This window comes from Actinophytocola sp. (genome assembly GCF_035712165.1).
Lineage (GTDB): Bacteria > Actinomycetota > Actinomycetes > Mycobacteriales > Pseudonocardiaceae > DASYTH01.
Map to the genome: position 1 here is coordinate 1 of NZ_DASTBH010000307.1, position 24,341 is coordinate 24,341.

The 24,341-nt window shown below is 69.9% G+C and carries 20 protein-coding genes and 1 pseudogene; 6 read left to right on the plus strand and 15 right to left on the minus strand.

The annotated features are described in order from the left end of the window. From VFO68_RS17375 to VFO68_RS17415, 9 genes are all read right to left on the minus strand, one after another. The coding region (locus VFO68_RS17375; protein WP_325159348.1) for a LacI family DNA-binding transcriptional regulator at window positions 1-993 on the minus strand (993 nt) is incomplete at its 3' end. A gap of 286 nt (window positions 994-1,279) precedes the next feature. Next, window positions 1,280-3,892, minus strand: a complete 2,613-nt coding sequence (locus tag VFO68_RS17380; protein ID WP_325159349.1) for an ATP-binding protein — start codon at window positions 3,890-3,892, stop codon at window positions 1,280-1,282. Between the two features lie 168 nt (window positions 3,893-4,060). Beyond that, the gene (locus VFO68_RS17385) at window positions 4,061-5,329 is read right to left on the minus strand and encodes a cytochrome P450 (protein ID WP_325159350.1); all 1,269 of its coding nucleotides are present in this window, start codon (window positions 5,327-5,329) and stop codon (window positions 4,061-4,063) included. A gap of 306 nt (window positions 5,330-5,635) precedes the next feature. Further along, window positions 5,636-6,013, minus strand: a complete 378-nt coding sequence (locus VFO68_RS17390; protein WP_325159351.1) for an Ig domain-containing protein — start codon at window positions 6,011-6,013, stop codon at window positions 5,636-5,638. Window positions 6,014-6,082: 69 nt separating this feature from the next. Beyond that, window positions 6,083-6,895 (minus strand): SAM-dependent methyltransferase, encoded by an 813-nt coding sequence (locus tag VFO68_RS17395; protein ID WP_325159352.1) that lies wholly within the window; start codon window positions 6,893-6,895, stop codon window positions 6,083-6,085. Window positions 6,896-7,085: 190 nt separating this feature from the next. Further along, a complete protein-coding gene (locus VFO68_RS17400; RefSeq protein WP_325159353.1) occupies window positions 7,086-7,526 on the minus strand; it encodes a hypothetical protein in 441 nt (146 codons plus the stop codon). A 41-nt stretch (window positions 7,527-7,567) separates the two neighbouring features. Further along, entirely contained in the window at window positions 7,568-8,962 is a 1,395-nt protein-coding gene (locus VFO68_RS17405; protein WP_325159354.1) for an O-antigen ligase family protein, read from the minus strand. Between the two features lie 251 nt (window positions 8,963-9,213). Continuing rightward, complete coding sequence (locus tag VFO68_RS17410) at window positions 9,214-10,812, minus strand: MFS transporter (RefSeq protein ID WP_325159355.1); 1,599 nt, start codon at window positions 10,810-10,812, stop codon at window positions 9,214-9,216. Between the two features lie 307 nt (window positions 10,813-11,119). Further along, window positions 11,120-12,595 (minus strand): ABC transporter substrate-binding protein, encoded by a 1,476-nt coding sequence (locus VFO68_RS17415; protein ID WP_325159356.1) that lies wholly within the window; start codon window positions 12,593-12,595, stop codon window positions 11,120-11,122. Window positions 12,596-12,641: 46 nt separating this feature from the next. Here VFO68_RS17415 and VFO68_RS17420 point away from each other — a divergent pair, with 46 nt between their 5' ends. The 3 genes from VFO68_RS17420 (at window position 12,642) to VFO68_RS17430 (ending at window position 16,355) form a co-directional block, all read left to right on the plus strand. After that, the gene (locus tag VFO68_RS17420) at window positions 12,642-14,018 is read left to right on the plus strand and encodes a hypothetical protein (protein ID WP_325159357.1); all 1,377 of its coding nucleotides are present in this window, start codon (window positions 12,642-12,644) and stop codon (window positions 14,016-14,018) included. Window positions 14,019-14,087: 69 nt separating this feature from the next. Continuing rightward, window positions 14,088-14,921: an AraC family transcriptional regulator gene (locus VFO68_RS17425; RefSeq protein ID WP_325159358.1), complete on the plus strand. Its 834-nt coding sequence runs from the start codon at window positions 14,088-14,090 to the stop codon at window positions 14,919-14,921. A gap of 51 nt (window positions 14,922-14,972) precedes the next feature. Next, a complete protein-coding gene (locus VFO68_RS17430; protein ID WP_325159359.1) occupies window positions 14,973-16,355 on the plus strand; it encodes an alpha/beta hydrolase in 1,383 nt (460 codons plus the stop codon). A 23-nt stretch (window positions 16,356-16,378) separates the two neighbouring features. Here the strand turns inward: VFO68_RS17430 and VFO68_RS17435 are convergent, their stop codons facing one another. The 3 genes from VFO68_RS17435 to VFO68_RS17445 form a co-directional block, all read right to left on the minus strand. After that, complete coding sequence (locus tag VFO68_RS17435; RefSeq protein WP_325159360.1) at window positions 16,379-17,266, minus strand: peptidoglycan DD-metalloendopeptidase family protein; 888 nt, start codon at window positions 17,264-17,266, stop codon at window positions 16,379-16,381. A gap of 187 nt (window positions 17,267-17,453) precedes the next feature. Continuing rightward, window positions 17,454-18,119, minus strand: coding sequence for a DUF6292 family protein (locus VFO68_RS17440; RefSeq protein WP_325159361.1), 666 nt, complete (start codon window positions 18,117-18,119; stop codon window positions 17,454-17,456). Between the two features lie 732 nt (window positions 18,120-18,851). Beyond that, window positions 18,852-19,043 carry a hypothetical protein gene (locus tag VFO68_RS17445; RefSeq protein WP_325159362.1) on the minus strand — a complete coding sequence of 64 codons (192 nt, stop codon included), beginning with the start codon at window positions 19,041-19,043 and terminating at the stop codon, window positions 18,852-18,854. A gap of 256 nt (window positions 19,044-19,299) precedes the next feature. Here VFO68_RS17445 and VFO68_RS17450 point away from each other — a divergent pair. Together VFO68_RS17450 and VFO68_RS17455 are read left to right on the plus strand one after the other, a co-directional pair. After that, a pseudogene (locus VFO68_RS17450) lies at window positions 19,300-19,827 on the plus strand (SPFH domain-containing protein); the annotation flags it as partial. A 174-nt stretch (window positions 19,828-20,001) separates the two neighbouring features. Continuing rightward, window positions 20,002-20,943 (plus strand): alpha/beta hydrolase, encoded by a 942-nt coding sequence (locus tag VFO68_RS17455; RefSeq protein WP_325159367.1) that lies wholly within the window; start codon window positions 20,002-20,004, stop codon window positions 20,941-20,943. A gap of 67 nt (window positions 20,944-21,010) precedes the next feature. Here VFO68_RS17455 and VFO68_RS17460 read toward each other — a convergent pair whose 3' ends face one another. Genes VFO68_RS17460 through VFO68_RS17470 form a run of 3 tightly spaced genes read right to left on the minus strand, consistent with a single transcriptional unit; the run spans window position 21,011 to window position 23,426 of the window. Next, a complete protein-coding gene (locus VFO68_RS17460) occupies window positions 21,011-21,742 on the minus strand; it encodes a GAF and ANTAR domain-containing protein (protein ID WP_325159363.1) in 732 nt (243 codons plus the stop codon). Between the two features lie 5 nt (window positions 21,743-21,747). Continuing rightward, complete coding sequence (locus VFO68_RS17465) at window positions 21,748-22,479, minus strand: GAF and ANTAR domain-containing protein (protein WP_325159364.1); 732 nt, start codon at window positions 22,477-22,479, stop codon at window positions 21,748-21,750. A gap of 2 nt (window positions 22,480-22,481) precedes the next feature. Further along, window positions 22,482-23,426, minus strand: coding sequence for an acyl-CoA desaturase (locus tag VFO68_RS17470; RefSeq protein ID WP_325159365.1), 945 nt, complete (start codon window positions 23,424-23,426; stop codon window positions 22,482-22,484). A gap of 485 nt (window positions 23,427-23,911) precedes the next feature. On the opposite strand from VFO68_RS17470, the gene VFO68_RS17475 reads away from it, so the two are divergent. Beyond that, window positions 23,912-24,118 (plus strand): hypothetical protein, encoded by a 207-nt coding sequence (locus tag VFO68_RS17475; RefSeq protein ID WP_325159366.1) that lies wholly within the window; start codon window positions 23,912-23,914, stop codon window positions 24,116-24,118. Window positions 24,119-24,341 lie beyond the last annotated feature (223 nt).

The following is a 24,341-nucleotide window of genomic DNA, read 5'->3' on the forward strand; positions in this document are numbered from 1 at the left end:
CGAGGTCGGCTCGGTGGCCGGATCCTCGATGTGGGACAACAGGATCCGGGCCATCGCGGCGGCCATCTCCTCGATCGGCTGGCGGATCGTGGTGAGCTGCGGCCGGCAGGACACCGCGGGCGGACTGTCGTCGAACCCGACCACGGCCACGTCCTCGGGTACCCGCCGGCCGTGCTGGCGCAGCACCAGCAACGCGCCGGCGGCCATCAGGTCGTTGGCCGCGAACACCCCGTCCAGCCTGGGATGTTCGGTCAGCAGCCGCTCCATCGCGGTCTCGCCGCCGTCCTGCTTGAAGTCGCCCTCGGCGATCGGCACGTAGGGGTGGCCGTGCCGGGCCAGCGCGTCCCGGAACCCGGCCAGCCGGTCCTGGCTCGCCGGGACGTCCAGCGGGCCGGTGATCGTGGCGAGTCGTGAACGGCCGCGAGCCAGCAGGTGCCCGGCGGCCAGCCGGGCGCCGTCCTGATGCGCCAGATCCACGTAGCTGACCGGGATCGGGGTGGCCGGCCGGGCGAACAGCACCGTAGGCACCCCGGCCCGCGCGAACAACTCGGGCAGCGGGTCCTCGGCGTGCGTGGAGACCACCAGCGCGCCGTCGGCGTTGCCCTGCCGCAGGTTGGCCACCACGTCGGCGCGGGCCGGGTCGGAGTCGGCGAGCATGAGCAGCGGATGAATCCCCAGCGGTCGCAGGAAGTCCACCGCTCCGGCGGCCACCCGCCCGAAGAACGGATCGGCGAAAACCGTGGCCGCGTACCCGGTGCCGGCGGTTCCCTGCGGCGACCCGGAAACCACCAGCGCGATGTTTCCGGCCCGCCGCGTCACCAGCGACCGCGCCGCCCGGTTCGGCGCGTACCCGGTCGTCGCGATCGCGCGCCGGACCTGTTCCTGAATCTCCAGATCGACGTTGCGCACCCCGTTGATCACCCGGGACACCGTCGCCCGGGACACCCCCGCCACCCGGGCCACGTCCTCCAGCGTCGCCGCGCGATCAACCATGCTCGGATGATACGGGCCCGGAGAGCGGTTTCCCGTGCATAGCGGTCTCCCGGCGGCCGGCGCCGCCGCTCGTGCGGCTCTGCTCGCGGCGCACTCGGCGAACGGCGAGGTCGTGAGCACGACGAAGGTGGTGGACTGGCCGTACCCCCAGGTGGTGAGCACCACCTCGCCGACGGCCAGTCCACTGGCGATCGCGATCCGCCCGCCGAACAGGGGTCGCGTGGTCAGCTCAGCCTTGCCGAGTGGGGGCGGGGGATCGGCGACTTCGAACGACTTCGAACACCGGTCAGCGGGCGGCCAACCTCGCTCGGATGGCTTCCGCCTCGGGGAAGCCGAGCACCTCGTACACGGCCAGCGCGCGGTTCCAGTGCTCCCGGGCCTGCTCCTGGTTGCCCAGACCGTGGTGGGCGTGGCCGAGGCCGTCGTCGGCCCGGGCCTGCTCCTGCCGCTGGCCGATCTTGCTGGCGTACTGGTGGGCGTCGGCGTGCGCGCGCAGTGCCTGCGCCAGATCCCCGGTGACCCGGGCGAGCTCGCCCAACCCGTTGAGTGCCTTGGCCTGCCCGCCCGGATCGCCGAGATCGCCGGACAGCCGCAGCGCCGCCTGGTGGTGTTCTTCTGCCTGCGCGTACCGCCCGGACCGCCGGCAGATAGCGCCGAGGTTGTTCAGGGCGCGGGCCTCGTCGTCCCGGTCGCCGATGTCCCGGGAGATCGCCAGTGCCTGCCGGTGGTGTTCGGCGGCGCGGTCGAGCTGACCGGTTTGCTGGTACGCCAGGCCGAGGTTGTCCAGGGCGCACGCCTCGCCCTCCCGGTCGCCGACCTCGCGGAGCAGGGCGAGGGCGGCGCGGTGGTGCCCGGCGGCCTGCTCGTGCCGGCCGGTCAGCCGGGAGATCGTGCCCAACTCGTCGAGCACCCGGGCTTCGCCCTCCCGGTCGTCGAGCTCCCGGCACAGCGCCAGGGTCTGCCGGAAGTGGTCGGCGGCCCGGTCCAACTGGCCGATCATCTGGTATGCGCAACCGAGGTTGCCGAGCGCGCGGACCTCGCCGAACCGGTTTCCGGTGGCACGCATGCAGGCCAGCGACTGGGCGTTGTACTCGGCGCCGCGCTCGTAGCGGCCACTCAGCAGGCAGATGAAGCCGAGGTGGTACAGCGCCCAACCCTCTGTGTCCACATCGGACAGATCACGGGCGATGACCAGTGCTGCGTCGAACTGGCCGGTCGCCTGCTCGTAGCGGCCGGTGCGCTGGTACAGGTCGCCGAGGCCGACCAGCGCGCGGGCCTCGCCGGCCCGGTCTCCGCACCGGCGAGCGGCACCGATCGCGTTCTGGTGCAACAACATCGCGTCCGGATAGTGGCAGGACATGGCCAGATGCCGGTGCAGGGTGGCGGAGAACGCCACCGCGGCAGGCTCCGGCAGGTCCGGGTGTGTCGCGACGGCGAGCAGGTTCGCCCGCTCGGTGTTGAGCCAGCCGCGCGCGGCGGCCCGATCGGGCGGGGCGTCCGGCGCGTTCGGCGGGGCGGTGATCCGAGGCGCGCCGTGCCGGTGGTGCGGGTAGATCACGTCCACCGCGCGGGCGGCCAGGTACAGGTAGTGCTCGGCCAGCCGGCCGAGCCCGGCGCGCCGGTCGCGGGCCGGATCCTCGTCATGTGCCCGGGCGGTGGCGAAGGTGCTGATCAGGTTGTGGACCCGGTACCGATCCGAGCCGGCCCGCTGCACCAGGCTGGCGGCGCTGAGCGCCGCCAGCAGCCGGCGGGCGGTCGGCTCGTCCGTGCCGATCAGCGCGGCGGCGGCGTCCGGGCCGACGTCGATGCCGGGATACAGTGCCAGCAACCGAAACGCGCGCTGCTGGTCGGCGGCGAGGTCGCGGTAGGAGAGGTTGATGGCCACCTCGACGCCACTGTCCACCCGCAGGCTGCGTTGGTGGTGCTCGAGGCGTTCCAGGTGGTCGGTCAGCGTCCAGTCGGGGTTCGCCCTGATGCGGCTGGTGACCAGGGCCAGCGCCAGCGGCAGGTAGCCGAGCAGGCCGGCGATGCGCGCGGCGGACTCGGGCTCGGCGGAGACCGGGCCACCGGCCCGGCGCAGCAGGGTGATCGCCTCGGCCAGGCTCAGCACGTCCAGTGGCAGATGCCGGGCGGTGGTCAGTTCGGGCAGGGCGTGCCGGCTGGTGATCAGGGCGCAGCAGCCGGGCCCGTCCGGGAGCAGCGGCCGGACCTGCTCGGCCGAGGCGGCGTTGTCCAGCAGGATCAGCGCGTCCCGGCCGGCCAGCAACTGCCAGTACTTCGCCTCCCGCCCGACCAGGTCGAGATGCTGGATCTGCTCGGCGGGCAGGCCGAGCCGGCGCAGGAAACCTTCCAGCACGGCGCCCGGATCGGCGGGCGGCCGGTCCGGGTCGTAGCCGCGCAGGTCCACCGCCAGCCGCACTCCGGTGAACTTTCCCTCGGCCAGCAACCGGTGTCCGGCGTGCACCGCCAGCCGGGTCTTGCCGACACCGGGCATGCCGGTGATCGACAGGAGCAGCGGTTCCGGGCGTTCGCCGTGGGCCAGGCCGGTGATCGTGGTCAGCTCGGCCCGGCGGCCGACGAACGACGGCAGGTCGGCCGGCCAGCTGTCGGTCACGCTGACGATCGCCGCGGCACTGCCCAGGCCGGCCACCACCCAGCAGGCCTGCCGCCACTGTTCGGCCGCGTCGTCCTTGCCCAGCAACGCGCGCGCGACATCGGTGACCAGATCCACGTCCAGCCGGGCTCGATCGGGCTGGAAGCACCGGTAGATCGTGTTCAGCACCGGCCGCTCCGGCACGCCGCGCGCCTCCCTGGCCCGCACCACCTCCCGGTGCACCGCCCGGTAGGACATCCCGGACCAGGCCTGGAGCAGCCGCAACCGTTCGACCAGCTCCCGCATACTCGCCACACCCTGTGGTGTGGGCGGCCGCCCATCGCCGTTGCCTGTCACCGTAACCCCGCGCGCCATCTTCCTGTGGCCATCGATCACTGTAGTCGCGGGCCGTGCCGGACGCAGGTACGACCGACGCAGTGCACTCCAGCGCTGTCCACAATGGAGGGTTGAATTCTAGACCGTGACCAACAGGCTGTCGTAACCCCGCAGCATCAGGTGGGTGCGTTCGCCGGGCTGGTCGTACAGGGCGAGGTCGGGGAACCGGCGCAGCACCATCGGCAGGGCGACCTGGGCCTCGAGCCGGGACAGCGCGGCGCCGAGGCAGTAGTGCAGACCGCCGCCGAAGGACAGGCTGTGGTTGTCGGGCCGGCTGGGGTCGAACACGTCCGGGTCGGCGAACCGGGCCGGATCCCGGTTGGCCGCGCCGAAGAGCACCAGGATGCGGCTGCCTTCCGGGACCGGGATCCCGTCCACCTCGGTGTCCGCGGTGGCCCAACGGATGCTGAAGTGCGTTGGAGGCTCGTAGCGCAGCGTCTCCTCGACGACCGCCGCGGCGATCCGCTGCGACCCGGCGACCAGCGCGGCGGCCAGGCGCGGCCGGTCCAGCAGCAGGGTCAGCGCGTTGCCGATGAGGTGGGTGGTGGTCACGTAACCGGCGTTGAACATGGTCAGCAGGTTGGCGACCAGCTCTTCGTCGCGCGGCAGCGCATCGTCGTCGTGCCGCTGCACCAGTGCGGTCACCAGGTCGTCGCGCGGCTCGGCGCGGCGCTGGGCGAGGAGTTTGGTGAAGTACCCGGTCAGTTCGGTGGCCGCGGCGTCGGCCCGGGGCAGGTAACGCCACATCGCGGTGCCGAGGTCGAGGATCGCGCCGAACGAGCGCACCCGTTGCGGGAACCAGGCGCGATCCTGCTCCGGGACCCCGAGCAGTTCCCCGATCACGTCGCTGGGCAGCGGTAGCGCGAACTCCGCCATGAAGTCGACCGGTCTGCCACCGCGGCCGAGTCCGGCCATCCGGTCCAGCCGTTCGTTCACCAGTCGCACGATCGCGGGTTCCAGCGCGGCGATCCGGCGCGGGGTGAACACCTGGCTGAACAGCCGGCGTACCCGCACGTGATCCGGGCCGTCGGTGAAGAAGATCGAACCGAGCAGGGTGCGCAACGCCGGGTGTTCCCGCCAGGGGGAGTTGCGGCGGTCCGGATGATCGGCGTCCATCACGTGAAATGTCGGATCGCGCATGACCTTGTTGGCGGCGTCGAACCCGTGCACCACGAAATCGAAACGGTTCTCGGGATCCTCGCACCGGCAGATCTGTCCGTACCGGTGCAGTTCGGCGTAGTACGGGTAAGGGTCGCGGCGCCCATCAGCGGACAACAACGCGCCCAGCGAGACGGTGTGCACCGCGACCGCCCCGGAACGCACACCGGAGTAGTCGGCAACGCTCATCCGCTGTTCGTATCAGGGCTGTCCGATCGCGGGTAGAACCTATTGGCGGAATTTGTCGTCAGTTAGTGAATAACTCAGACATCCTGGTTTATAGGCGACCAACGGGGTGTAGCGCGCAGTTCGCCCATAACCGTTCTAAACCTGATGAGCCCACCGAACTTTGAAAAAGTTCTGGTACTACAACGTTTGTAGCCAAACGGCCAGTCCGGCACAAGGGGGGCGATTGCGGGCGAAGCGCAACCAATCCGGACATTTGTTAACGAACTACGCGTGCCACGTCCGGTGGGATGAAGCGGGCGCGGGCGGCTAGCAGGTGCGGCATTCCCGGGGCGTGCGGATGACGAAGGTGGTGCTGCCGGACACCCCCAGGGCGTCGGTCGCGGTCACCGTGACGTTGTACACGCCCGCGCGGGCCCAGCCGGAGATCAGCCCGGAACTCGCGTTGATGTGCAGGCTGGTCGGCAGCCCACTGGCCGTCCACGTGTAGGGGAAGGTGCCGCCGCCGACGGTCATCTGGAGGCTGACCGCGTCGAACTCCACGTAGTTCTGGGTCCCGGGGTTCCCGACCACCACGGCGTTGACGCCGGCCGAGGCGAGCGCGGTGTTGGTGGACAGGGAAAAGGCCGCGACGAGCATCGCCAGCCAGACCAGCCGGCGGCTCCACCGAAGGCGATTCGTGGTCACCCAGCCAGGTTCCCATATTGGGCCGGACACGGGAAAGCGCCGGCCCATGGACAAAAAGTTCGGCCCCGGTCAGGGTTTGCGGCCGACCGCGCCCATGATGCCGATCTGTTCGGGATGCTCGCCGACATCCTGATCCATCTCGGGCCGCCATTGCGGCACCCAGACCAGCCCGGGTTCCACCAGTTCGGTGCCGGCCATGAGTTCCATGACCTGTGCGGGGGTTCTGCTGATGAAGGGTGTCGTGGTGTCGTCGTAATGCCGCTCGGCGCCGGCCGGCACCTCCGCCATTCCGGCGACGCTGCCGTGGGAAACCACGAAATGGCTGTTCGACGCCAGGGGACGCAGATACCGGGCGACCGATGCCCGGGGATCGGCCGAATCCGGAACGAAGTGCAGCACGGCGACCATCAGCAACGCCATCGGCTGGTCGAAGTCGAGCAACCGCGCGACCGGCGCGGAGTCCAGGATCGTGTCCGGGTCGCTCAGATCGGCGTGCAGGACGGCCGCGTTGGCGTTGTCCGCCAGGATGGCCTCACTGTGCGCCACGGCGATCGGCTCGTTGTCCACGTACACGACCCGGCACTCGGGCGCCATCCGCTGGGCGATCTCGTGCACGTTGCCCACGGTCGGAATACCGGAGCCGATGTCCAGGAACTGCCGGATCCCGGCGTCGACACAGAACTGAACCGCGCGACGCAGGAACGCTCTGTTGGCGCGGAACGACCGGTCGACGTTCGGCACGATCTCCAGGAACCGCTCGGCGAACAGCCGGTCCTGCTCGAAGTTGCAGCCGCCGCCGAGGAAGTAGTCGTAGACCCGCGCCGCGTTGGGCGTGTCCACGTCGATGTGTTGCGGTGCCCACGATGGTCGTTCAGCCGACATGTGACGATCGTATCGATGCCCTGAGTCAGCTTGCACAGGCCTCGAACTCATCGGGGGTGTGACCGATGGCCGGTTCTGCCGAGAAGCACGTGTCCCGAGGTCGGAAGAGTACCCGTGAGGTACAGCGCATGCTGGTCGCCGGGACTTGGCGCCGCGGGAGAACCGGCCCATCGATCAACCTGTCACAGGCTCACCGGACGATCTGGATTTCCCGCTGGTCGGTGGCCGGCGGCGGGTTGGGGAAGAAGTTGATGTTCAGCGTCGCCGACGCGAACGCCGTTCCCCTGCGGAACGGCGCGCTGCCGGGTGAGGGCAGCACCGTCAGCTCGATGGACTCGGCGCCGCCGGTGAACCAGCCGATGCTCGCGCTGGCGGTGCCGGTGGCGATCTGCTGCCCGACCCGCTCGGTGACGGTCAGCGAGAGGTAACCCAACGGGAAACCGCTCGGGTTGCTTGCCGGGCCGACGAACGTGACCCGGACCGTGATCGCCGCGCCCCGCGCCTGCAGGGTGGCCGGCGACTCCACCCGGACCAGGCCGAGCGACGGCGAGTCGGCACTCACGTCCGCGCTCACCGGCGCGACGGACGCGACCAGGGTGCCCGCCACGATGGCGGTGACAGCCAGGGCCATGGCCTTGGCTCTCCCTCGTAACGATGGGAATCTCATGTTCCTTACCTCTCTTTTTCTGTTGATGGCAGGACTGTTTGCACCGGCGGCGCGGCCAGGCCGATGAGGGCTCCGGCGGTGAGCAGCACGGCGGGGATGTGCCAGAGGAAGTCGAATCCGCTGTGCACCAGAAGGGCCACCAGTCCGGCGGCGGATCCCGCCCACAGCGCCACCGGACCGTGGCCGGGCCGGCCCCGCCGGACGAGGATCGCCACCGCGACGAGCAGGCACAGCACCAGCGCGAGCCCGATCGCGCCGAGCTCGACCAGCACCTGGAGGTACTCGTTGTGGACGTAGCGCATGGCGAGTTGCCGGCCGTCCTCGCCGGTCCAGGTGAACCATCCCCGGCCTGGTCCGACGCCGAACACCGGCCGCGCCGCCACGACGTCGAGGGCCGCGTCCGTGGCGTGAACCCGGTCGGGAGAGCTCAGTGAGACCCGTCCGCCGATCAGGGTCCGGGGCGCCAGGCCCCACCCGATCATCGCCGCGCCGGTGCCGAGGGCGAGTGCCAGCCCGGTCAGCGCGGCAACAACCCGGACCCTGCCGCGCAACCGGGTGAGCCCCGCCGTGACGGCCAGCCCGGCGAGCAGTGCGAGCACCGCCAGCACGGGCCGGGCGGGTGCTGTGGCGGGGAACAACGGCACGAGGCCGGCCACCGCGACCGCGGCGCCGAGCCCGGGCGCGGCCAGGTGCGCCACCGTCGCGCGGACGCCGGCGAGCAGGCCCAGGACCACCAGACCCACCAGCAGCGCGAGCAGCGCGGCGCGGCTCAGCGTGGCCGCGAGCCCGACCAGCAGCAGGTAGGTGACGGCCGCATACGGCACCGCCCGGGGGCGGGTCAGTTGCAGCGAGATCGCCAGCACCGAGACGGACGCGAGCAGTGCGCCGGCGGCGTTGGGGTAGGTGATCGTCGTCGCGGCCCGCCACAGTCCATTTGCGACAGTGGTCCAGGACGGAATCCGGAACACCACGGCGATCCAGCCACTCATGGCCATCAGCGCGCCGACGATGGTGATGACAACGGCGAACAGCTCCCGCTGTGCCGCGTCGGTGCGTTGCGCGACCAACAGCGCCGCGATGAGGCACACGATGCTCAGCACCGTGGGAACGGCCATCGTGACCGCGCCGGCCCCGACCGCACGCACCACGGCCCAGACGACCATCGCTCCGGCCGCCGACAATATCGGCCACATGCCGGACCACTGCCGATTGCGGGCGGCGAGGCAAAATGCGATGCACACCAATACCGTTGCCAGCGCGCGGCCGGTCAGATGATAACCGCCCTGGGCAACAATCGCGGCCGCCATGGCCGCGACGAGAAGGAGGACATGGCCAGGCAGGGCGATATCAGTGCGCTGCCGGGCGACGTCCTGGTCCGGCGACAGCGTACCTTCCAGCATCGGCCCTCCAGGTTTGTTGCACGCATCGGAGAACGCATGTCCGGTGCTGGAAGCTGCTCATGGAGCAGAAAGAATGATGCCCAGGATTCGTCCGGTAGGAGACGAATCAATCAATGCACCCGTAGTGAGAAACCTAAGAAGGCATGCCTAACACAAGTATTGAGTCTTCATGAACATCCCCAGTCGCCAGTTTGGATGAAACTGCGTTCATCGCAGGCGATCCTACTTCAGGTCATCATGAGCGTCAATGGTCAGCCCAGGAGGTTTCCCTCGCTGGAGCTCGATGGTGCGGGGTCTGGTAGCCGCATCATGCGGAACGCGTTGAGGAACCCGATGAGCCCGGCGAGCATAGGAATGAGCAGCGCGATCTGCAGGGCGAGATGCCGTGCGTCCGTGTTGATTCGGATGATCTCGTCCTGAACCTCTTCGGGCCGGTCGACGAGCAACTGTTCGAGCTGCGTGTTGCTCATGACCTGCGCGTCGTCCTCCAGTCGCTGCGCGACCTGGACCTGGTCGGCCTCGGGAAGTACGGCGCTGTCCTCCGCCATCGCGGTGAAGCTGATCGACAGCATCGCCAGCATGACCGCACCGGCGAAGGCCAAACCGAATGACAGCCCGAACGATCCGGCCGCCGAGTTGGTGCCGGCCGCCTCGCTGACCCGCTCGTTCGAGATCGGGGACAGCGTGTAGTTGTTGAGCTGAGACACCAGCAGGCCCAAACCCGATCCCGCGATCAGGAGCGGGACGATGAGTGCCCACCCGAACTCGGCTCGGGGCACGATCGGGATCAGCAGGGCTATTCCGATGGTGAGCAGCAGGAATCCCCACCGGACAACGCTGCTGGGGCGTCGCCGCCCGGATCTCTTCCCGGCGAGCAACGCCATTCCGAACATGCTGAGGGAGAGCGGAGCGAGGGACAGGCCCGCCTGCAACGCGTTGTACTCGAGCACCATCTGCAGGTAGATCGGCAGCACGATCATCGTGCCGCCCAGGGCGATCTGCTGGAGCATCTGCTGGGAGATCCCCAGCCTGAACATCTTCGAGGCGAACAGGTCGGGATCCAGCAGGGTCGGCTTTCCCCGGCGTTTGCGCCGCACCAGCCACCACACCAGGGTGGCCAGCGCGATCGCTCCGACCCCGATGAACGCGCCGACGGCTTCGCCACCCTCCTGCCAGACCAGGATGCCCAGGACGATGCCGCCCATGCCCAGGACGGAGAGCAGGGCGCCGACGAGGTCGACGCTTCGGGGACCGGTGTATGCCACGTCGCGAACGAGGCCGAGACCGGACAGCACGATCGCGATGATGACGACCTCGAGCGCGAACGCGACGCGCCAGGACAGGAAGGTGGTGATGAACCCGCCGAGCAGCGGACCGATCGCGGCGGCGATCGCGGCCGCCGCCCCGACCAGGGCGTAGACCCGCGTCTGAGCCGCTCCCTCGAAGTTGCCGTGGATCAGCGACTGCATCCCCGGGAGCAGCAACGATGCGCCGATCCCGCCCAGCACCGCCCAGAAGATGATGATCGCGGTGAGGCCCTGGGCGAATGTCATGGCCAGCGCGCCGATGGCGTAGCCGAGCAAACCCAACGTGTAGGCCCGCTTGCGGCCGATCAGGTCGCCGACCTTGCCGCCGATCAGGATGAACGCGGCCGATACCAGCGCCTCGAGCGCGATCGCCGACTGGACGCCGCTGACGGTCGTGCCCAGATCATGGACCACCGCCGAGATCGAGACGTTCATCAGGGACGTGTCGACCACGAGCACGAACATCGCCATCGCCAGCAGGAGCGGGAGCAGCCGATGATGGCCGGCCTGCGCAGCGCCTCCGGTGTTCGCCTCAGCAGTCATGGAGGCCCGACCACCGCGTACTGACCGTCGACCGCAGGAGATCCCCCTGCGACCCCCTGCCTGCCGGGAGTGTGGTCATCCGGTTCCTCCTGGGACGATGCCGGGCACATCTGCGATCGTCGCGCCGCCACCTGGGGTCTTCCTCATCCGCCAGGGGTGAGCCGACGGGTGATCCCGGCGACGACCGGGCCGCCGACCAGCCCGGACCGGCGCGAATCCAACCGTTGACGAATCTCTACACCGGATCCTCACCCACCCGGGCGCATCGCGCGAGCCGGAAGCACCGGGCGAGTTCGGTGCCGGCCGGCTATCCGGCGACGTCGACCGCGCCGAGGTCCAGGATCCGCACGGGGTCGAACGGTCCGACCCGGATTCGCTCGCTCCACACCGCATGGGCATGGCGCGACCACAGCGGTACCAGCGGCAGGTCGCGCAGCAGTTGGTTCTCGGCCACGCGGTACAACTGGTCCCGCTCGGCCAGTTCGGTCGCGGCGTCGGCGGCCGCGAGCAGTTCGGCGAACCCGGCCGGGGCGTAGCCCGGAATGCCGACCATGGGTTCGCGTGGGCTCGGGGTGAACAGCGGACGCGAGACCACGACGAGGCCGTCCGGGTCCTGGCCCTCACCGAGCGGTTTGGCCACGACGTCCAGGCCAAGGGCGTCACGCAGTTGCGCGACCAGCGCGCCGACCCAGGGTTGCTGTGCGGCGTCGTGGTAGACGTTCACCGGGCCGGCGAACCCCTCGACCTGGCCCAGTAACGACTTCGCTGCCGCGGCATCGTGGTTGCACGGCCGGCACACCGCGGAGCGTTGGGGCAACGCGACCGACGGCGGCAGCAGGGAACGGGCCGGATCCACCTGACGGTCGAGCGGCCCGGCCTCCAACGCCGCGCGGTCCACCGCCAACGCGACCGCATGGCGAACGGCCGGATCGCGGAACCTGGCGTCCGACAACGGAAATCTCAGATAGGTCGCCTCGGGCAGCGGCACCACGACGTGCCGGTTGCCGAAGTCGGTCCGCATGGCGTCGTGGCGGGAGCCGGGCACGGCGCTGGCCAGGTCGAGCGTCCCGGCGCGGACCTGCTCGTACTGGGAGCCGGGATCGTTCACCAGCCGCACGACGATTTCCCGGGCGTTGCCGCGCGCATAACCCTGGTAGCCCTCGAAACGCACCAGCCGCACCCCGTCCCGCCACTGCCCGTCCAGCCGGTACGGTCCGGTCCCGATGGGCTTCGCGCCGAACCCGGCCCAGTCCCGTGACGCCAGAACGGAATCCGGCAGCGGCAGCAGCGCGAGCGAGCTGAGCACGAGAGGCAACTGGGTGAACGGCCGGGCCAGCACAAGCTCGATGGTGAGGTCGTCGACCCCCCGCATGTCCTTGGCGCCCATGACATCGGTGAGAACCGACGCGCCCGGCCAACGTTCGGCGATCGCCGCCTGCCAGGCGCCGGTGTAGGAGCGGGCGGTGACGGCGGAACCGTCGTGGAACCGCACACCCGGACGCAGCTTAATGGTCCACACCACCTGGTCCGGGCTGGTGACCGAGAGGGCCGCGAGCGGCTTGACCTCATGGGTTTCGGGGTCGTGGGTGGTCAGCGGTGTCCAGAGCGCACCGGCGATCAGCTGCCCGGTCAGGTCCGTCAACCGGGCGGGCAGCAGGCTGGCCGGCTCGCGCACGCCCACCACGTACGTCCCCGGTTCGGATGCTGGCGTCGCGGTATCCGTGCACGCCGATCCGGCCAGGACGACCGCGATCACCAGGAGCCGAACCTTGAGTGCGCTCATCACCCCGGATACGGTAGGTGGGATTAGCGACCACTGGGAGGCAGAGGTGCGCACCTGGTTGCTCCGATCGAGTGTCGTCGTCCCCGCGGTGGTCGCCCTGGCGCTCACGTCGATTCCCGCGAACGCCTGCAACGAGGCCAGTCCCGGTCCCGCGGCGGAGGCCGGGCACGTGCACGCGGCCGCGCCCGCCGTGACAGCGGCAGGGACATCGGCGACCAAGAACGTGCGGCACCTGGCGAACCTGCCCGATGCGGCGGGCGCGATCGCCATCAACTTCCTTCGCTACGGGCACCGCGACATCATGTTCGTCGCCGGCCAGTTCGGGCTCAGGTCCTACGACATCACCCGAGACCCGACCAGACCGCGGTTCCTGTCCGAGGTGTCGATGCCCGGCATGTGGCAGATGGAGGACACCGAGGTCGACCCGGTGCGCAAGCTGGTGTTCCTGGCCAGGGACCCACGTGCGTTCGGCGGCAACGTGCTGACCGGGGAGTCCGGCATCTACACCGTGGACGCCTCGCGCCCGGAGGCCCTCGCGGTGATCAGCTATGTCCAGGTGCCGGCCGGCCACACCACCAGTTGCGTCAACCGCTGCCAGTACCTCTGGACCGGTGGCCCGGCCAAGGCCGCGACCATGCCGGCGGAATGGGGCGGCCGCCCGATCTGGGTGACCGACGTGCGCAACCCACGCAGTCCCGTCGTGTTCCCCAACCCGATCGACCTTGGCCGCAACGACGGCAAGACCGACTACTCGCACGACGTGCAGGTCGACGCCATGGGGATCGCCTGGGTGTCCGGCCGGGGCGGCACCCGGGGCTACTGGACCGAGGGGTGGCACCGAGACCCGCTGACCGGCAAGGCGCGCCGGGCGACCGCGCTCAACCCGATTCCCTATGCCGGCGGCGGTATCGACGAGCTCGCGGCGCCGTCCCGGTTCATGCACAACAGTTTCCGGCCGGTCGGTCACCGCTCCGCCGACGGCGGCGAGCACGAGCGCTGGGGTCGTGGCGGCAACCTGGTCTACGTCACCGAGGAGAACTTCGCCGACGGATGTGCGGGCGACGGCGTGCTGGTGATCGCCTCGCTGCGTGGTTCGTTCAACGGCGAGGGCTGGCGGTCGACACCGGAGCAGCCGTTCCGCCTGCAACCGGTCGGCACCTGGGGCGTGGCCGGGCAGGAAGGCAGCGACCCGGACAGCGCCGACTGCTCGGCGCACTATTTCCAGGTGCAGGGCAACATCCTGGTGCAGGCCTTCTATGCGCAGGGAACCCGGTTCCTCGACATCAGCGATCCCACCAACCCCACCCAGATCGCCTACTTCCGCCCCGGCGACGGCCGCGCGTGGGCGCCCTACTGGCACCGTGGCTACGTCTTCGTCGCCGACAACGTGCGGGGCGTCGACATCCTCAAGCTGGGCAGGTGAGGCGCCCGGCCGGCACTCGGTCGCGGTGGTGAGGAATGTGGCCATGCGGCGACTGGGTCGGACCGTCCGGTGAGGGGCGAACCACGGTTTCGTGGCCGGCGCGGCTGCCGGTTGATCACCGAGGTGGACGGCGTCGCGATCTGCGAGCAACTGTGCGTGGAGGACCGGGCCTCGTGGGTCGGACCCGGTTACCGGCGGGACTACGTGCTGACCATGCAGCGCGCCGGCGGGTTCCGGTGCAGGGCCGACGGGCACGAGCACTTCCTCGACCCGACCGTGGTGAACTTCGAGTGGCCGGGCGAGGAGTTCTCCGTCGCGCATCCGCTCGGGCCGTGCGCTCCCGCCACGTTGATCGTCCTGCCGCCGGAGTTGGGCGCCGGTGAGCTGTCCGACCGGATGGCCAGCGAGGCGCCCCGGACCGGGCCGGTCGAGCTGGCGCACTGGGCGTTGGTGACGGCGTGCCGGCGCGGCGTCGACCGGTTCGAGGTGGCCGAGCGGCTGTGGGGACTGCTGGACCTGTTGCCGCGCCCGCAGGAACCGGTCCGGGTCGCCGGCCGCAGGCCGCCGACCGCGCTGGCTCACCGTCGGCTGGTCGATGCGGCCCGAGAAGTGTTGTCCAGCGGGGATTTCTCGCTCTCGCTCGACGCGATCGCCCGCCGGGTGGGCTGCTCGGCGGCGCATCTGAGCCGGGTGTTCCGGCAGACCGCCGGGTGCAGCCTCACCAGCTACCGCAACGACCTGAGGATGCGGGCGGTGCTGCGGGATATCGCCGACGGCGCACCGTCGCTGCGCATTCTCGCGGCCACCTACGGGTTCGCCGACCAGGCGCACCTGACACGGGTCGCCCGGGCCCGGCTCGGCCTGCCCCCGAGCCGGGTGCGCGCTCTGCTCGATCCGGCATAGTGGACAAGAATCATCAAGGCGCACCGCAGGGTGGTGTGCGAGGTTGACGCGGTGCGCAGACCCTTCCGAGTTTCGCTGATCGCGCTGACCGCGGCGCTCACCGCCGGACTGTGCGGTTTGCCGGCCGCCGACGCCGCGCCCGCGCGGCACCGGACCCCCACCCTGGCCGATCCGCGGCCGTGTCCCGGTCTGACCGGCGTCACCTGCGCCTACCTGGAGGTGCCGCTCGATCGGGGCGGGTCGGTGCCCGACCGGTTGCGGCTCAAGGTGGCCATGGCCGACAACGTGGACGCCCCGCGCGGTGTGCTGGTGGTGCTCAGCGGCGGCCCCGGCCAGCCGGGCGTGCCGTTCTTCCAGCCGTTGCGGGAGTCGCTGCGCGGTGCGCTGACCGACTACCGGCTGGTCATGATCGATCAGCGCGGCACCGGTGAGACCGCGGTGAGCTGCCCGCAGGTGCAGCGGGAGGTGGGCAGCTCCGATATCCGGGCGGCCAGTCCGGAGGCCGTTCGCGCGTGCGCGGACAGCCTCGGCGAACGCCGGAACTTCTACACCAGCGCCGAGACCGTCGCCGACCTCGACGACCTGCGAGTCGCGCTCGGCGCTCGCTCCTGGACCCTCGACGGCGTGTCGTACGGCACGTTCGTGGCGCAGCGGTATGCCCTCACCCACCCGCACCGGCTCCGCAGGCTCGTCCTCGACTCCGTGGTGCGGCAGGACAACGCCGACCCGCTCTACGTCGCGGCGCTGTCCGCGTCCGGGACGGTGCTGCGGGTCGCCTGCCGGGAACAGGCCTGCCCGTCCGACCCGGCCCGGGACCTCGCCGAAGCCCTGCGCCGCACCGGCCGTCCGGTGGAGCTGCTCGACATGCTGATCATCTTCAGCATCATCGACCCCAAGCTGACGGATCCGACTTTCTCGGTGCTCGACCGGCTGCGCGCGGCAGGCGCCGGAGACCCGGGTCCGATCACCGAGCTACTCGGCTGGTTCAGCGCCCCGGACGACTCGCCGATGGAACTGTTCAGCGCCGGCCTGCACCTGGCCACGTTGTGCGCCGACGTCCGCGACATGCCCTGGGGCGACTCGTCCGCGCCGCTGGAGGTTCGGGACCGTGCGGTGCAACGTGCCGTCGCGCGGCTTCCGGGCAGCGCCACGTGGCCATTTCCCAAGCAGACCGCCGGACAGCAGGGGATTGTCGCCAACTGCCGGCACTGGCCGCCGTCCCGGCCGATCCCGCCGACCCCGTTCCATCGCCTGACCATGCCGGCCCTGCTTCTGGCCGGCGACCGCGACCTGTCCACACCGGTGCGCTGGGCGCAGGAGCAGGAATCCAGGATGAGCAACGCAAAGCTCGTGGTCATACCCGGCGCCGGTCACTCCGTCCAACGCCGCTCGACCGGCGGCGCCCAGGAAGCGGTGCGGTTCCTCCTGTCCTGAATGGTCCACAGTGGACCTACGCCTCACATCACGTGCGGGAACGAGGCCCAGCCGGCACCGATCTGCCGGGCGGTCGACGAGGACAACGTCAGGTTGTTGTTGGGGTAGTACATCAACGCGCCGTCCGCGTTGACCCCCAACACGTCGGCGTGCCCGTCGCCGCTGAAGTCGGAGGCGAAGACCTGGCTGAACGAGCCCCAGCCGTTGCCGATCTGGGTCGGTGCGGACAGTGCGAGCCCGTTGTTGGGGTAGTACAACAGATTGCCCTCGGCGTTGACCCCCAACACGTCCGCATGCCCATCGCCGCTGAAGTCGGACACCCGCTCGCGGTTCGCGCTCTGGCCGCAGTTGCGGCTGGCGACGTTGCGCCAGGTGCGTGAGGCGCCGGTGTAGGTCGTCCCGTTGAACACCGCGGCGACCCGTTCGGCGCCGGCGAAGCCCCAGGTCACGCTGCCGTTGCCATTGCTGTCGTAGCCCTGCTCGTAATGCAGGTGCGGGTGGTTGTTGGAGGTGGGACCGGTTCGCCCGACCCGCCCGATCAACTGCCCCTGGGTGACCCTGGCCCCGACCGAGACCGCCCGGGACTGCAGGTGCAGGTACGTGGTGAAGTGCCGGCTGCCATGGTTGATCTGGATCACGTTGCCGGCATTGCTGTGGTAGAAGGATTGGTTCACCGTCCCGGCCGCCGGCGCGACCAATGCCGCGCCCTCGGTCCCGGCCTGGTTGGGCTCCCGCACCATGTCCAGCGCCGGATTGTGTCCCCAGGTATCCAGTCTCCACTGCTGACCGCAGGTGAACGGCAACTGAAACGCCGGAGCGGCCGCGACCGGTGTCACGGTCACCACGCTTCCCACGGCCACCAACGCCGCAACGCCCACCCCACCCAGCACACGCCGAAAAGCCCTGCTCATCCGAAGTCTCCTCCTCGCCGGCAACCGCCGCGAAAGACATTGACCGGGTCAGCAATGATCACGTGATCCGTCAACCTAGGGGACATCGGCGCGGCATGGCAACCACACATGGTCACTGTGGTCACCCGACACGATCACTCAACGGCGCGGAGCTCTCCTCGCAACCGTGGGATTCCCGCTCGACCGCTCAGGTCAATGAGCCGAGGTGGCGGATGGTGAGTGTCGGGCCGGGGAGGGGTGTGCGGTGGCGGCTCAGGAGGGCAGCCAGGCGTTGGGGGGTGTGGGCCGGGTGGATGGTGTGGGCCCAGCTCGGGTGGTGGCCGCCGCAGAGGTTGGTGACGAACTGGGCCACGGTGCGCGGGTGGGGGAGGATGTCGTACCCGCCGAGGTAGCCGATCACCCAGGGCGGTTCACTGGGCCGGGTTTCCGCGGCGACGAGCCATCCGTCCCGTTCGTTCCACACCAGCATCAGGTCCCGGTTGGGACATTCGGCGTGGCGGTCCAGTAGCCCGAGATAGGCGGTGATGGTGTCGCTGATCTCGTATCCGGTGGCTTCGGCGGGCACCGCGAGCTGGGCCGCCACGGCGTGCACATAGCCGGCCAGTTCGCGTTCGACCTCGAGCAGGCTCACGGTCTTCGGTTCGGCTCGGCGCTGGGGGGTGCGCGGGGACTGCGGGGTGTCGTCGAGCCCGAGCATGGACAGCAGGCAGCTGCGATCGTCGTCGTCGAGCGCTTGGCCGGCGACGGTGCGGGCGGCGCGAGCGCGCAGCAGGCGCGCGTCGATCTCGGCCTGGGCGCGGGCCTGGGCGAACGCACGCGGCCGGGGATCGACGGGATCGGCTGGGCGGCTCATGGGGTGCTGGCCCGGCCGGATGCGTCGGAGCCGGCCCGGCGCGGCGGTGGCGGGGCTGCCGTTGCCGGCAGCCCAGCCCGCAGGTGACGCCGTCGGACCGCAGGACCCCGCCTCGATACCTGACGATGGGCAGCCCGAGCTTCTTGCTCAAGCTGGAGTGTCAGCCCAGGCTGCTCGCCGACCATGATGGCCGTGGAGGTGGCGGCACGGGTCTGTGGGCCCAACAAGATGGCGCTCCCGTCTCCGGTCGAATCGCGACCGGATCTGGCGCCAAGAACGAAGCCGGCCCGATTGCCGGTTACGAGATGCTCTCGACGACCCAACCGTACCCCAGATACGCCCAGGCAGGCAGGGGCGGACCGATCGGGTCGGAACCGCCCGGCGGCGCCCTCGTCCGTCGGTGCACACCATCCGGCCTGCTCATCCGCTACAGTGAGCTGCCTCACCACACGGTGCCCGGCGGGAACTAATGTGGGTCCGGTCCGGTTGTAACCTAGAGACGTATCGGAGCGTCGTCTCGCGCTCCAGGCAGACTCGGGCACGACCGGGTAGTGTCAGCGCATTCCCATCTGGGTCCCCGCGCATCCCCCAGCACACCGGTGCTGATGTCGCACCGACGCACGTCGAGCCTTGAGGTCATCCAGACATCGGCGCTCAACCATCAATGAGGAGTTTCGCCATTACCACAGCCACACCGAAGGCCGGCTCGACAGCCGCGCGCATCGTGTTCAGTCATCCCTTCATCGAACCGGCACCCAGCCGGCCCGAGCACATCGCCGGTGCCGCGCCTTCCATCCGGACCCCGTTCCGTGAACCATCGAGCCGATCGGACCACACTCCGCCCACCGCGTGACCGCGTCCGGCGTTCGGATCGACACGGATGCCGTTGCCCGCCAGGAATTCCTGACCGGCCGAAAAGGACACCGGACGACCCTGGCGCTCGCATTGCCGGCGTGGCCGGCACCTCGGGGCGGACATGCCTCCGTGACGATGGACAGGCGGCGTAGAGTACGGGGCGCCGAGAGCATTTCGCGTGTTGGCAGTCGAGCCGGCGCCGTTCTCTGATCCCGACGTCACCTAGCCACCTTCGGATCGTCCGGGGTGGTCGCGCCTGCCGGTACGGCTAGCCGCGGCGCGGTCATAAGAGTCGCGGCCCGCCGTCGCGAGGTTGGGGACAACCATGACCGCCCAACTCATCGGCATCGTCATCGTGTCCTTTGTGTTGCTCGCTTCCAGCGTCCGCCTGGTGCGGGCGGACGAAAGAGGTGTGGTCCTCCGGTTCGGTCGGCTGCTCCCCACCGTTCGCTCGCCCGGTGTGCGGCTGATCGTTCCGGTCGCCGACGTGATGCGGAAGGTGTCCATGCGCACCGTCGTCACGGCGATTCCGCCGCAGCTGTGCACCACCCGCGACCGGGTTCCGCTGACCGCAGGCGCCGTGGTCAGCTGCCACGTTGCCGACCCGGCCAAGGTCGTTCTCACCGTCCATCAGCACGCCTCGCCCGTCGCCCTGATCACGGAGATCTCGCTGCGGGCGGTCATCGCCCGCGTCGACCTGGACGTCCTGCTGTCCGACCAGGACCGGATCAACACCGAGCTGGCCAAGACCATCAACGCGCCCTTCGCCTTGGCGTGGGGACTGCACATCGACCGCGCTGAGATCAACGGCATCGCGCTGTCCGAGGGCAGAAAACGCGCGCTGAAGCGCCGAGCCAGGGCGCACGACGTGCCCGCCGCCGCGATCCCAGCCATGGCCACCCCGCAACGACACTCGTCTCCGTACCGGATCCCGGCACCGCGATCGGCGCCCGGCGAGCCATCGGGTACCCGTCCAGCCGCTCCGCCGAGAGCAACCCACGCGACCACCCGTCATGGCGGTCTTGTCGTGCTCGAGCCGGCCGCCCAGGCGTTCGCCGATGCCAACAACGTCCGGCCGTACGTGTTCGAGCTCGGCCCTGACCTGGGCCGATCGACTCTCAGCCGTCGGCAGTCCGGCCCGGCCACCAAGCCCAAGGCAGACGTGACCGATCTGCGCGCCCCCGGCGGACCCCATGGCGAGGTGCCGGTCCGGATCGTCCGGCCGCCCGGCGCCGGCGGACGGCTACCCGTCGTGTTGTTCGTCCATGGGGCTGGATGGGTGTTCGGCGACACCGTCACCCACGACCGGCTGGTTCGCGAACTGGCCACCGGTGTTGGTGCCGCGGTGGTGTTCCCCGATTACCGGCGTTCCCCGGAAGCCCGCTACCCCTCGGCGGTCGAGGAGTGCTACGCCGTTGCCGAATGGGTGCGCCACCAGGGTTCCGAGCATGGGCTCGACGGCAGCCGGGTAGCGCTGGCCGGCGACTCGGCCGGCGGGAACATCGCCGCCGCGCTCACCCTGCTGGCCAAACAACGCTCCGGTCCCGCCTTCGCCGCACAGGTGCTCTTCTACCCGGTCACCAACGCATTCTTCGACACCGGCTCCTACCGCCAGTTCGCCGAGGGCTACCACCTCCGCCGCGACGCGATGATCTGGTGCTGGAACCAGTACAGCACCGCGGCCCAACGCACCGAGATCACCGCCAGCCCGCTTCGCGCCACCGTCGAACAACTCGCCGGCCTACCCCCGGCACTGGTCATCACCGCCGAAGCCGACATCCTCCGCGACGAGGGCGAGGCCTACGCCGACAAGCTACGCACCGCGGGTGTACCCGTGACGTCCCGGCGCTACCGAGCCACGATCCACGACTTCGTGACGATCGACGCCCTGGCCGGCAGCCACCCCGCCAAGGACGCCACGGCACAAGCCATACGGTTCCTGGGCAACGCCCTGCACCCAACGCCCTGATCACGAATCGGCGCACGGCGGTCGAACGTGTGGTCTATTGTGGACAGAAGTTCGGCACGCCGGCAGATCACCGGTTGCCCGGCCAGAACAGGTTGTCGTCGATCGTCCCGTCGATGACTCTCGCGGCGACATCGCGGAGCCGGAGGTTGTGGCCGCGCGCGAAGCCCCGCATCAGCTGGAAGGCCGCATCCATCTGCAGGCCGCGCCGTTCGGCGAGCATGCCCTTGGCCTGCTCGAGCTGGACCCGGCTGTCCAGAGCGCCCTGCAGTTGGACCGCGAGCACCTCGCGGGCGGTGATGGCGCGCTCCTGGAGCAGGCCGATGGTGGCCACGTCGGCCATGGCCTGGCCGATACGCAGGTCGGCCGCCCGCAGCAGCCCCGGGGTCACCCGAAAGATGGTCAGTGCCCCGATGGTCTCCTCTCGCAGCCGCATCGGGACCGCCTGGGCCGAGTTGAACCCGAGCTCCTGAAGCCGAGCGGTGAAGACGGGCCAGACCGTGCGCATGGCCGTCACGCTCGGTTGCCCGACGGGGCCACCGGACCGGTAGCAGTCCAGGCACGGACCTTCGTCATTCTGCAACTCGTACAGCTCCAGCAGCCGAGCCTCCTCGGCCGAGGACGCCATCACCTGCAGCTCGCCGCCCGAGTCGGCAAGCATGATGGCGGCGGCACTGGCGTCGAGCAGCTCGACGCTGCGCGCGGCGAGTGTGTGCAGGAAGTCGATGACGTCGAAGTCGGCCACCAGTGTGTCGGCCAGGTCCACGAACGTGGCGGCGATGCGTTGTTCTCGGGTCACCATGCGCTCTACTGCCTTCCGCCACCGGGCTCACCGTCATCAAACCGCATCCGGCGGCTGACCACATCGGCGGCGACCTCGGAGACCGGACGGCCAGAAACGTAGGCGCGCGCCCGGAGCCGCAGCAGCGCCTCGGCCAGGCTGATGCCGAGCTGGACCGCGATCATTCCGGTGGCCTGGTGGACGACCGCCCGGCGTTCGATCGGCTCGACCAGCGCGGACTGGTCGCCCTCCTGCGCGGCGTGGTCCTGCAGGTAAAGCACGACCAGGGTGGCCGCCTCGGCGAAGGCGAGCGCCTCGGCCAGCTCGAGGATCTCGAGCTGGCCAGGCACGTCGCGGTAGAGGTCGAGCACGCCGACCCGGATGGCGCCGACCCGCAGGGGGAGGGCGAAGATCGCGCGGACACCGAAATCCAGCACGGCGGCGACGAACCCGGGCCAGCGGGTCGGCCCGGTCACGGCGAGATCAGCCTGGAGCACCGGCCGGCCGCTGTCCGACGCCTCCACACAGGGACCCTCGCCGAACGAGAACTGCAGCTCCTCCAACTGCCGGGCCCGGCCGTCGGTCGCGGCCAGCACGACCCCGCTCGGCCCGTCTGCGGTCATCAGGGCCACACCGACGCCGCTGACCGAGGTCGCGACCAGGCATGCCTGGCACAACCGGGCCAGCAGCATCGAGTCCGGTCCGTGCTCGCCATAGGTCAGCGACAGGATCTCGGCGACCCGGTGGGGACCCGTCACGGTCAGCTTCCGGCCGTGATCCGAGCCAGCCGCTGCGGATTGGACCACCGCACATCCCAGATCCAGCCAAGCCTTTCGAAGATCCAGATCACCCGGGCGGAGATGTCGACCTGCCCCGGTAGCACGCCGTGCCGGGCGCAGGTCGGGTCCGCGTGGTGGGAGTTGTGCCAGGACTCACCCATGGACAGGATGGCCAGCGGCCAGAAGTTCGCGGCCCTGTCCCGGGAGGCGAAGGGCCGGTGGCCGATCATGTGACAGATCGAGTTGATCGACCAGGTGACGTGGTGCAGGAAGGAGATCCGGACCAGGCTGGCCCAGAAGAACGCGGTCAGCATTCCCCACCAGGACCAGGTGATCAAACCGCCCAGCACGGCGGGCAGGACGAGGCTCACCCCCAACAACACCGGCGCCAGCCGGTCGACGACCCGGATATCGCGGTCGGCCTGCAGGTCCGGAGCGAACCGGTCGGCGTTGGTGCTGACCCGCTCGAACAGCCAGCCCATGTGCGCGTGCCAGAACCCCCTGGCCAGCGCCACGGGCCCGGTGCCATACGCCCAGGGTGAGTGTGGGTCACCGTCCCGGTCCGAGAACGCGTGATGCCGGCGGTGATCGGCCACCCAGCAGATGACCGGCCCCTGCGCGGCCAGACCCCCTGCCACGGCCAAGCAGATGCGCAGGAAACGCTTCGCCTTGAACGCGCGGTGGGTGAAGTACCGGTGGTAGCCGACTGTCACCCCGAGGGCGGCGACCAGGTAGAAGCCGGCGGCCAGGCCGAGATCGGTCCAGCCCAGCCCCCACCCCCACGCGACGGGCACCGCCACGACCAGCGCGACGAACGGAACGAGCACGAAGATCTTCACCAGAACCTGCTCACCACGCGACCGGCCGGGCACCGTCAGCGGTTTCGTTTCCCGACCGGGCAATGGTGGCGACATCGTTGAGGTCATGGGCCGTCCTCGGCGAACTCAGGGGACGGGGCCACGCCCACGCGCGCACCATCCTCAATGGATAAAGGAATTGCCGCCGATCGACTGAGGCCGGAACCACATCGCCTACGATAGGAAAGACCCACGGTCGACTGGCATGCCGGGGTCTGAGGCTCCCTTACTCTACGCCCTCCGCCCCAGATCTGCCGCACCTCGTTCGGCGAGCCGCCTCGCCGTGACCGACACGAGCCGCCACCCGCCCACCCGACCGGACTATCCACAGAGGACGCCACGCCCACCAGCGCCTCCGGACGGTGGCCTGACCCGGCGATGGTCGGTATCCGGTCGCCCGGCTCTTGGGCCGACACCAAGGTCGACAGCGGGCCGGTCCCCCCGGTCGTCCAGGCGTACGCTGAGAAGTATCCGGACCGGGTGACAACGTATGCCACCCGATGACATTCCGTTCGAGGTGCCAGCACGCCGGCGAGTCCAGGAAGCGGCTCCTCATGTGGTTCGACCACCACACCCCGCATGCCGCCGGCGATTTCGCCGCACCGTTCGGCCACCCCCTGACCCGTTCCCCCACCCACAAGCTCGTGCGCGCCTTGTTGATCACCCTCGCCATCGGCTTCGTCATCGTGCGCTACGCCGTACGCCGCTACGCCCGCGGCGAGTTGACCGCATCCGCCCTCGGCACCCCCGAACCCGATTGATACCCCGGTGTCACCTGGTCAGCTCCTTCAGCCGATCAGCAAGATCCGCTCCGAACCGGGTTTGGCCAGGTCAGGCTTGGTGCCCCGGCGGGATTCGTCACAGAACTGTCCCCGTGTGGGACTGTCAAACTTGACGTCGCCGTCCTGACCGCCATATCGGAGGTGATCGCATGCACGAGGTGACAGCGCTTCTCCGCGAGTACGACCGTGCCCGGACCTACAC

What these genes read in the sequence shown, in the direction of transcription:
- VFO68_RS17380 (WP_325159349.1), bottom strand. Translation starts at nt 3,892, where the DNA reads ATGCGGGAGCTGGTCGAACGGTTGCGGCTGCTCCAGGCCTGGTCCGGG.
- VFO68_RS17385 (WP_325159350.1), bottom strand. Translation starts at nt 5,329, where the DNA reads ATGAGCGTTGCCGACTACTCCGGTGTGCGTTCCGGGGCGGTCGCGGTG.
- VFO68_RS17395 (WP_325159352.1), bottom strand. Translation starts at nt 6,895, where the DNA reads ATGTCGGCTGAACGACCATCGTGGGCACCGCAACACATCGACGTGGAC.
- VFO68_RS17400 (WP_325159353.1), bottom strand. Translation starts at nt 7,526, where the DNA reads ATGGCCCTGGCTGTCACCGCCATCGTGGCGGGCACCCTGGTCGCGTCC.
- VFO68_RS17405 (WP_325159354.1), bottom strand. Translation starts at nt 8,962, where the DNA reads ATGCTGGAAGGTACGCTGTCGCCGGACCAGGACGTCGCCCGGCAGCGC.
- VFO68_RS17410 (WP_325159355.1), bottom strand. Translation starts at nt 10,812, where the DNA reads ATGACTGCTGAGGCGAACACCGGAGGCGCTGCGCAGGCCGGCCATCAT.
- VFO68_RS17415 (WP_325159356.1), bottom strand. Translation starts at nt 12,595, where the DNA reads ATGAGCGCACTCAAGGTTCGGCTCCTGGTGATCGCGGTCGTCCTGGCC.
- VFO68_RS17435 (WP_325159360.1), bottom strand. Translation starts at nt 17,266, where the DNA reads ATGAGCAGGGCTTTTCGGCGTGTGCTGGGTGGGGTGGGCGTTGCGGCG.
- VFO68_RS17440 (WP_325159361.1), bottom strand. Translation starts at nt 18,119, where the DNA reads ATGAGCCGCCCAGCCGATCCCGTCGATCCCCGGCCGCGTGCGTTCGCC.
- VFO68_RS17460 (WP_325159363.1), bottom strand. Translation starts at nt 21,742, where the DNA reads ATGGTGACCCGAGAACAACGCATCGCCGCCACGTTCGTGGACCTGGCC.
- VFO68_RS17470 (WP_325159365.1), bottom strand. Translation starts at nt 23,426, where the DNA reads ATGACCTCAACGATGTCGCCACCATTGCCCGGTCGGGAAACGAAACCG.
- VFO68_RS17475 (WP_325159366.1), top strand. Translation starts at nt 23,912, where the DNA reads ATGTGGTTCGACCACCACACCCCGCATGCCGCCGGCGATTTCGCCGCA.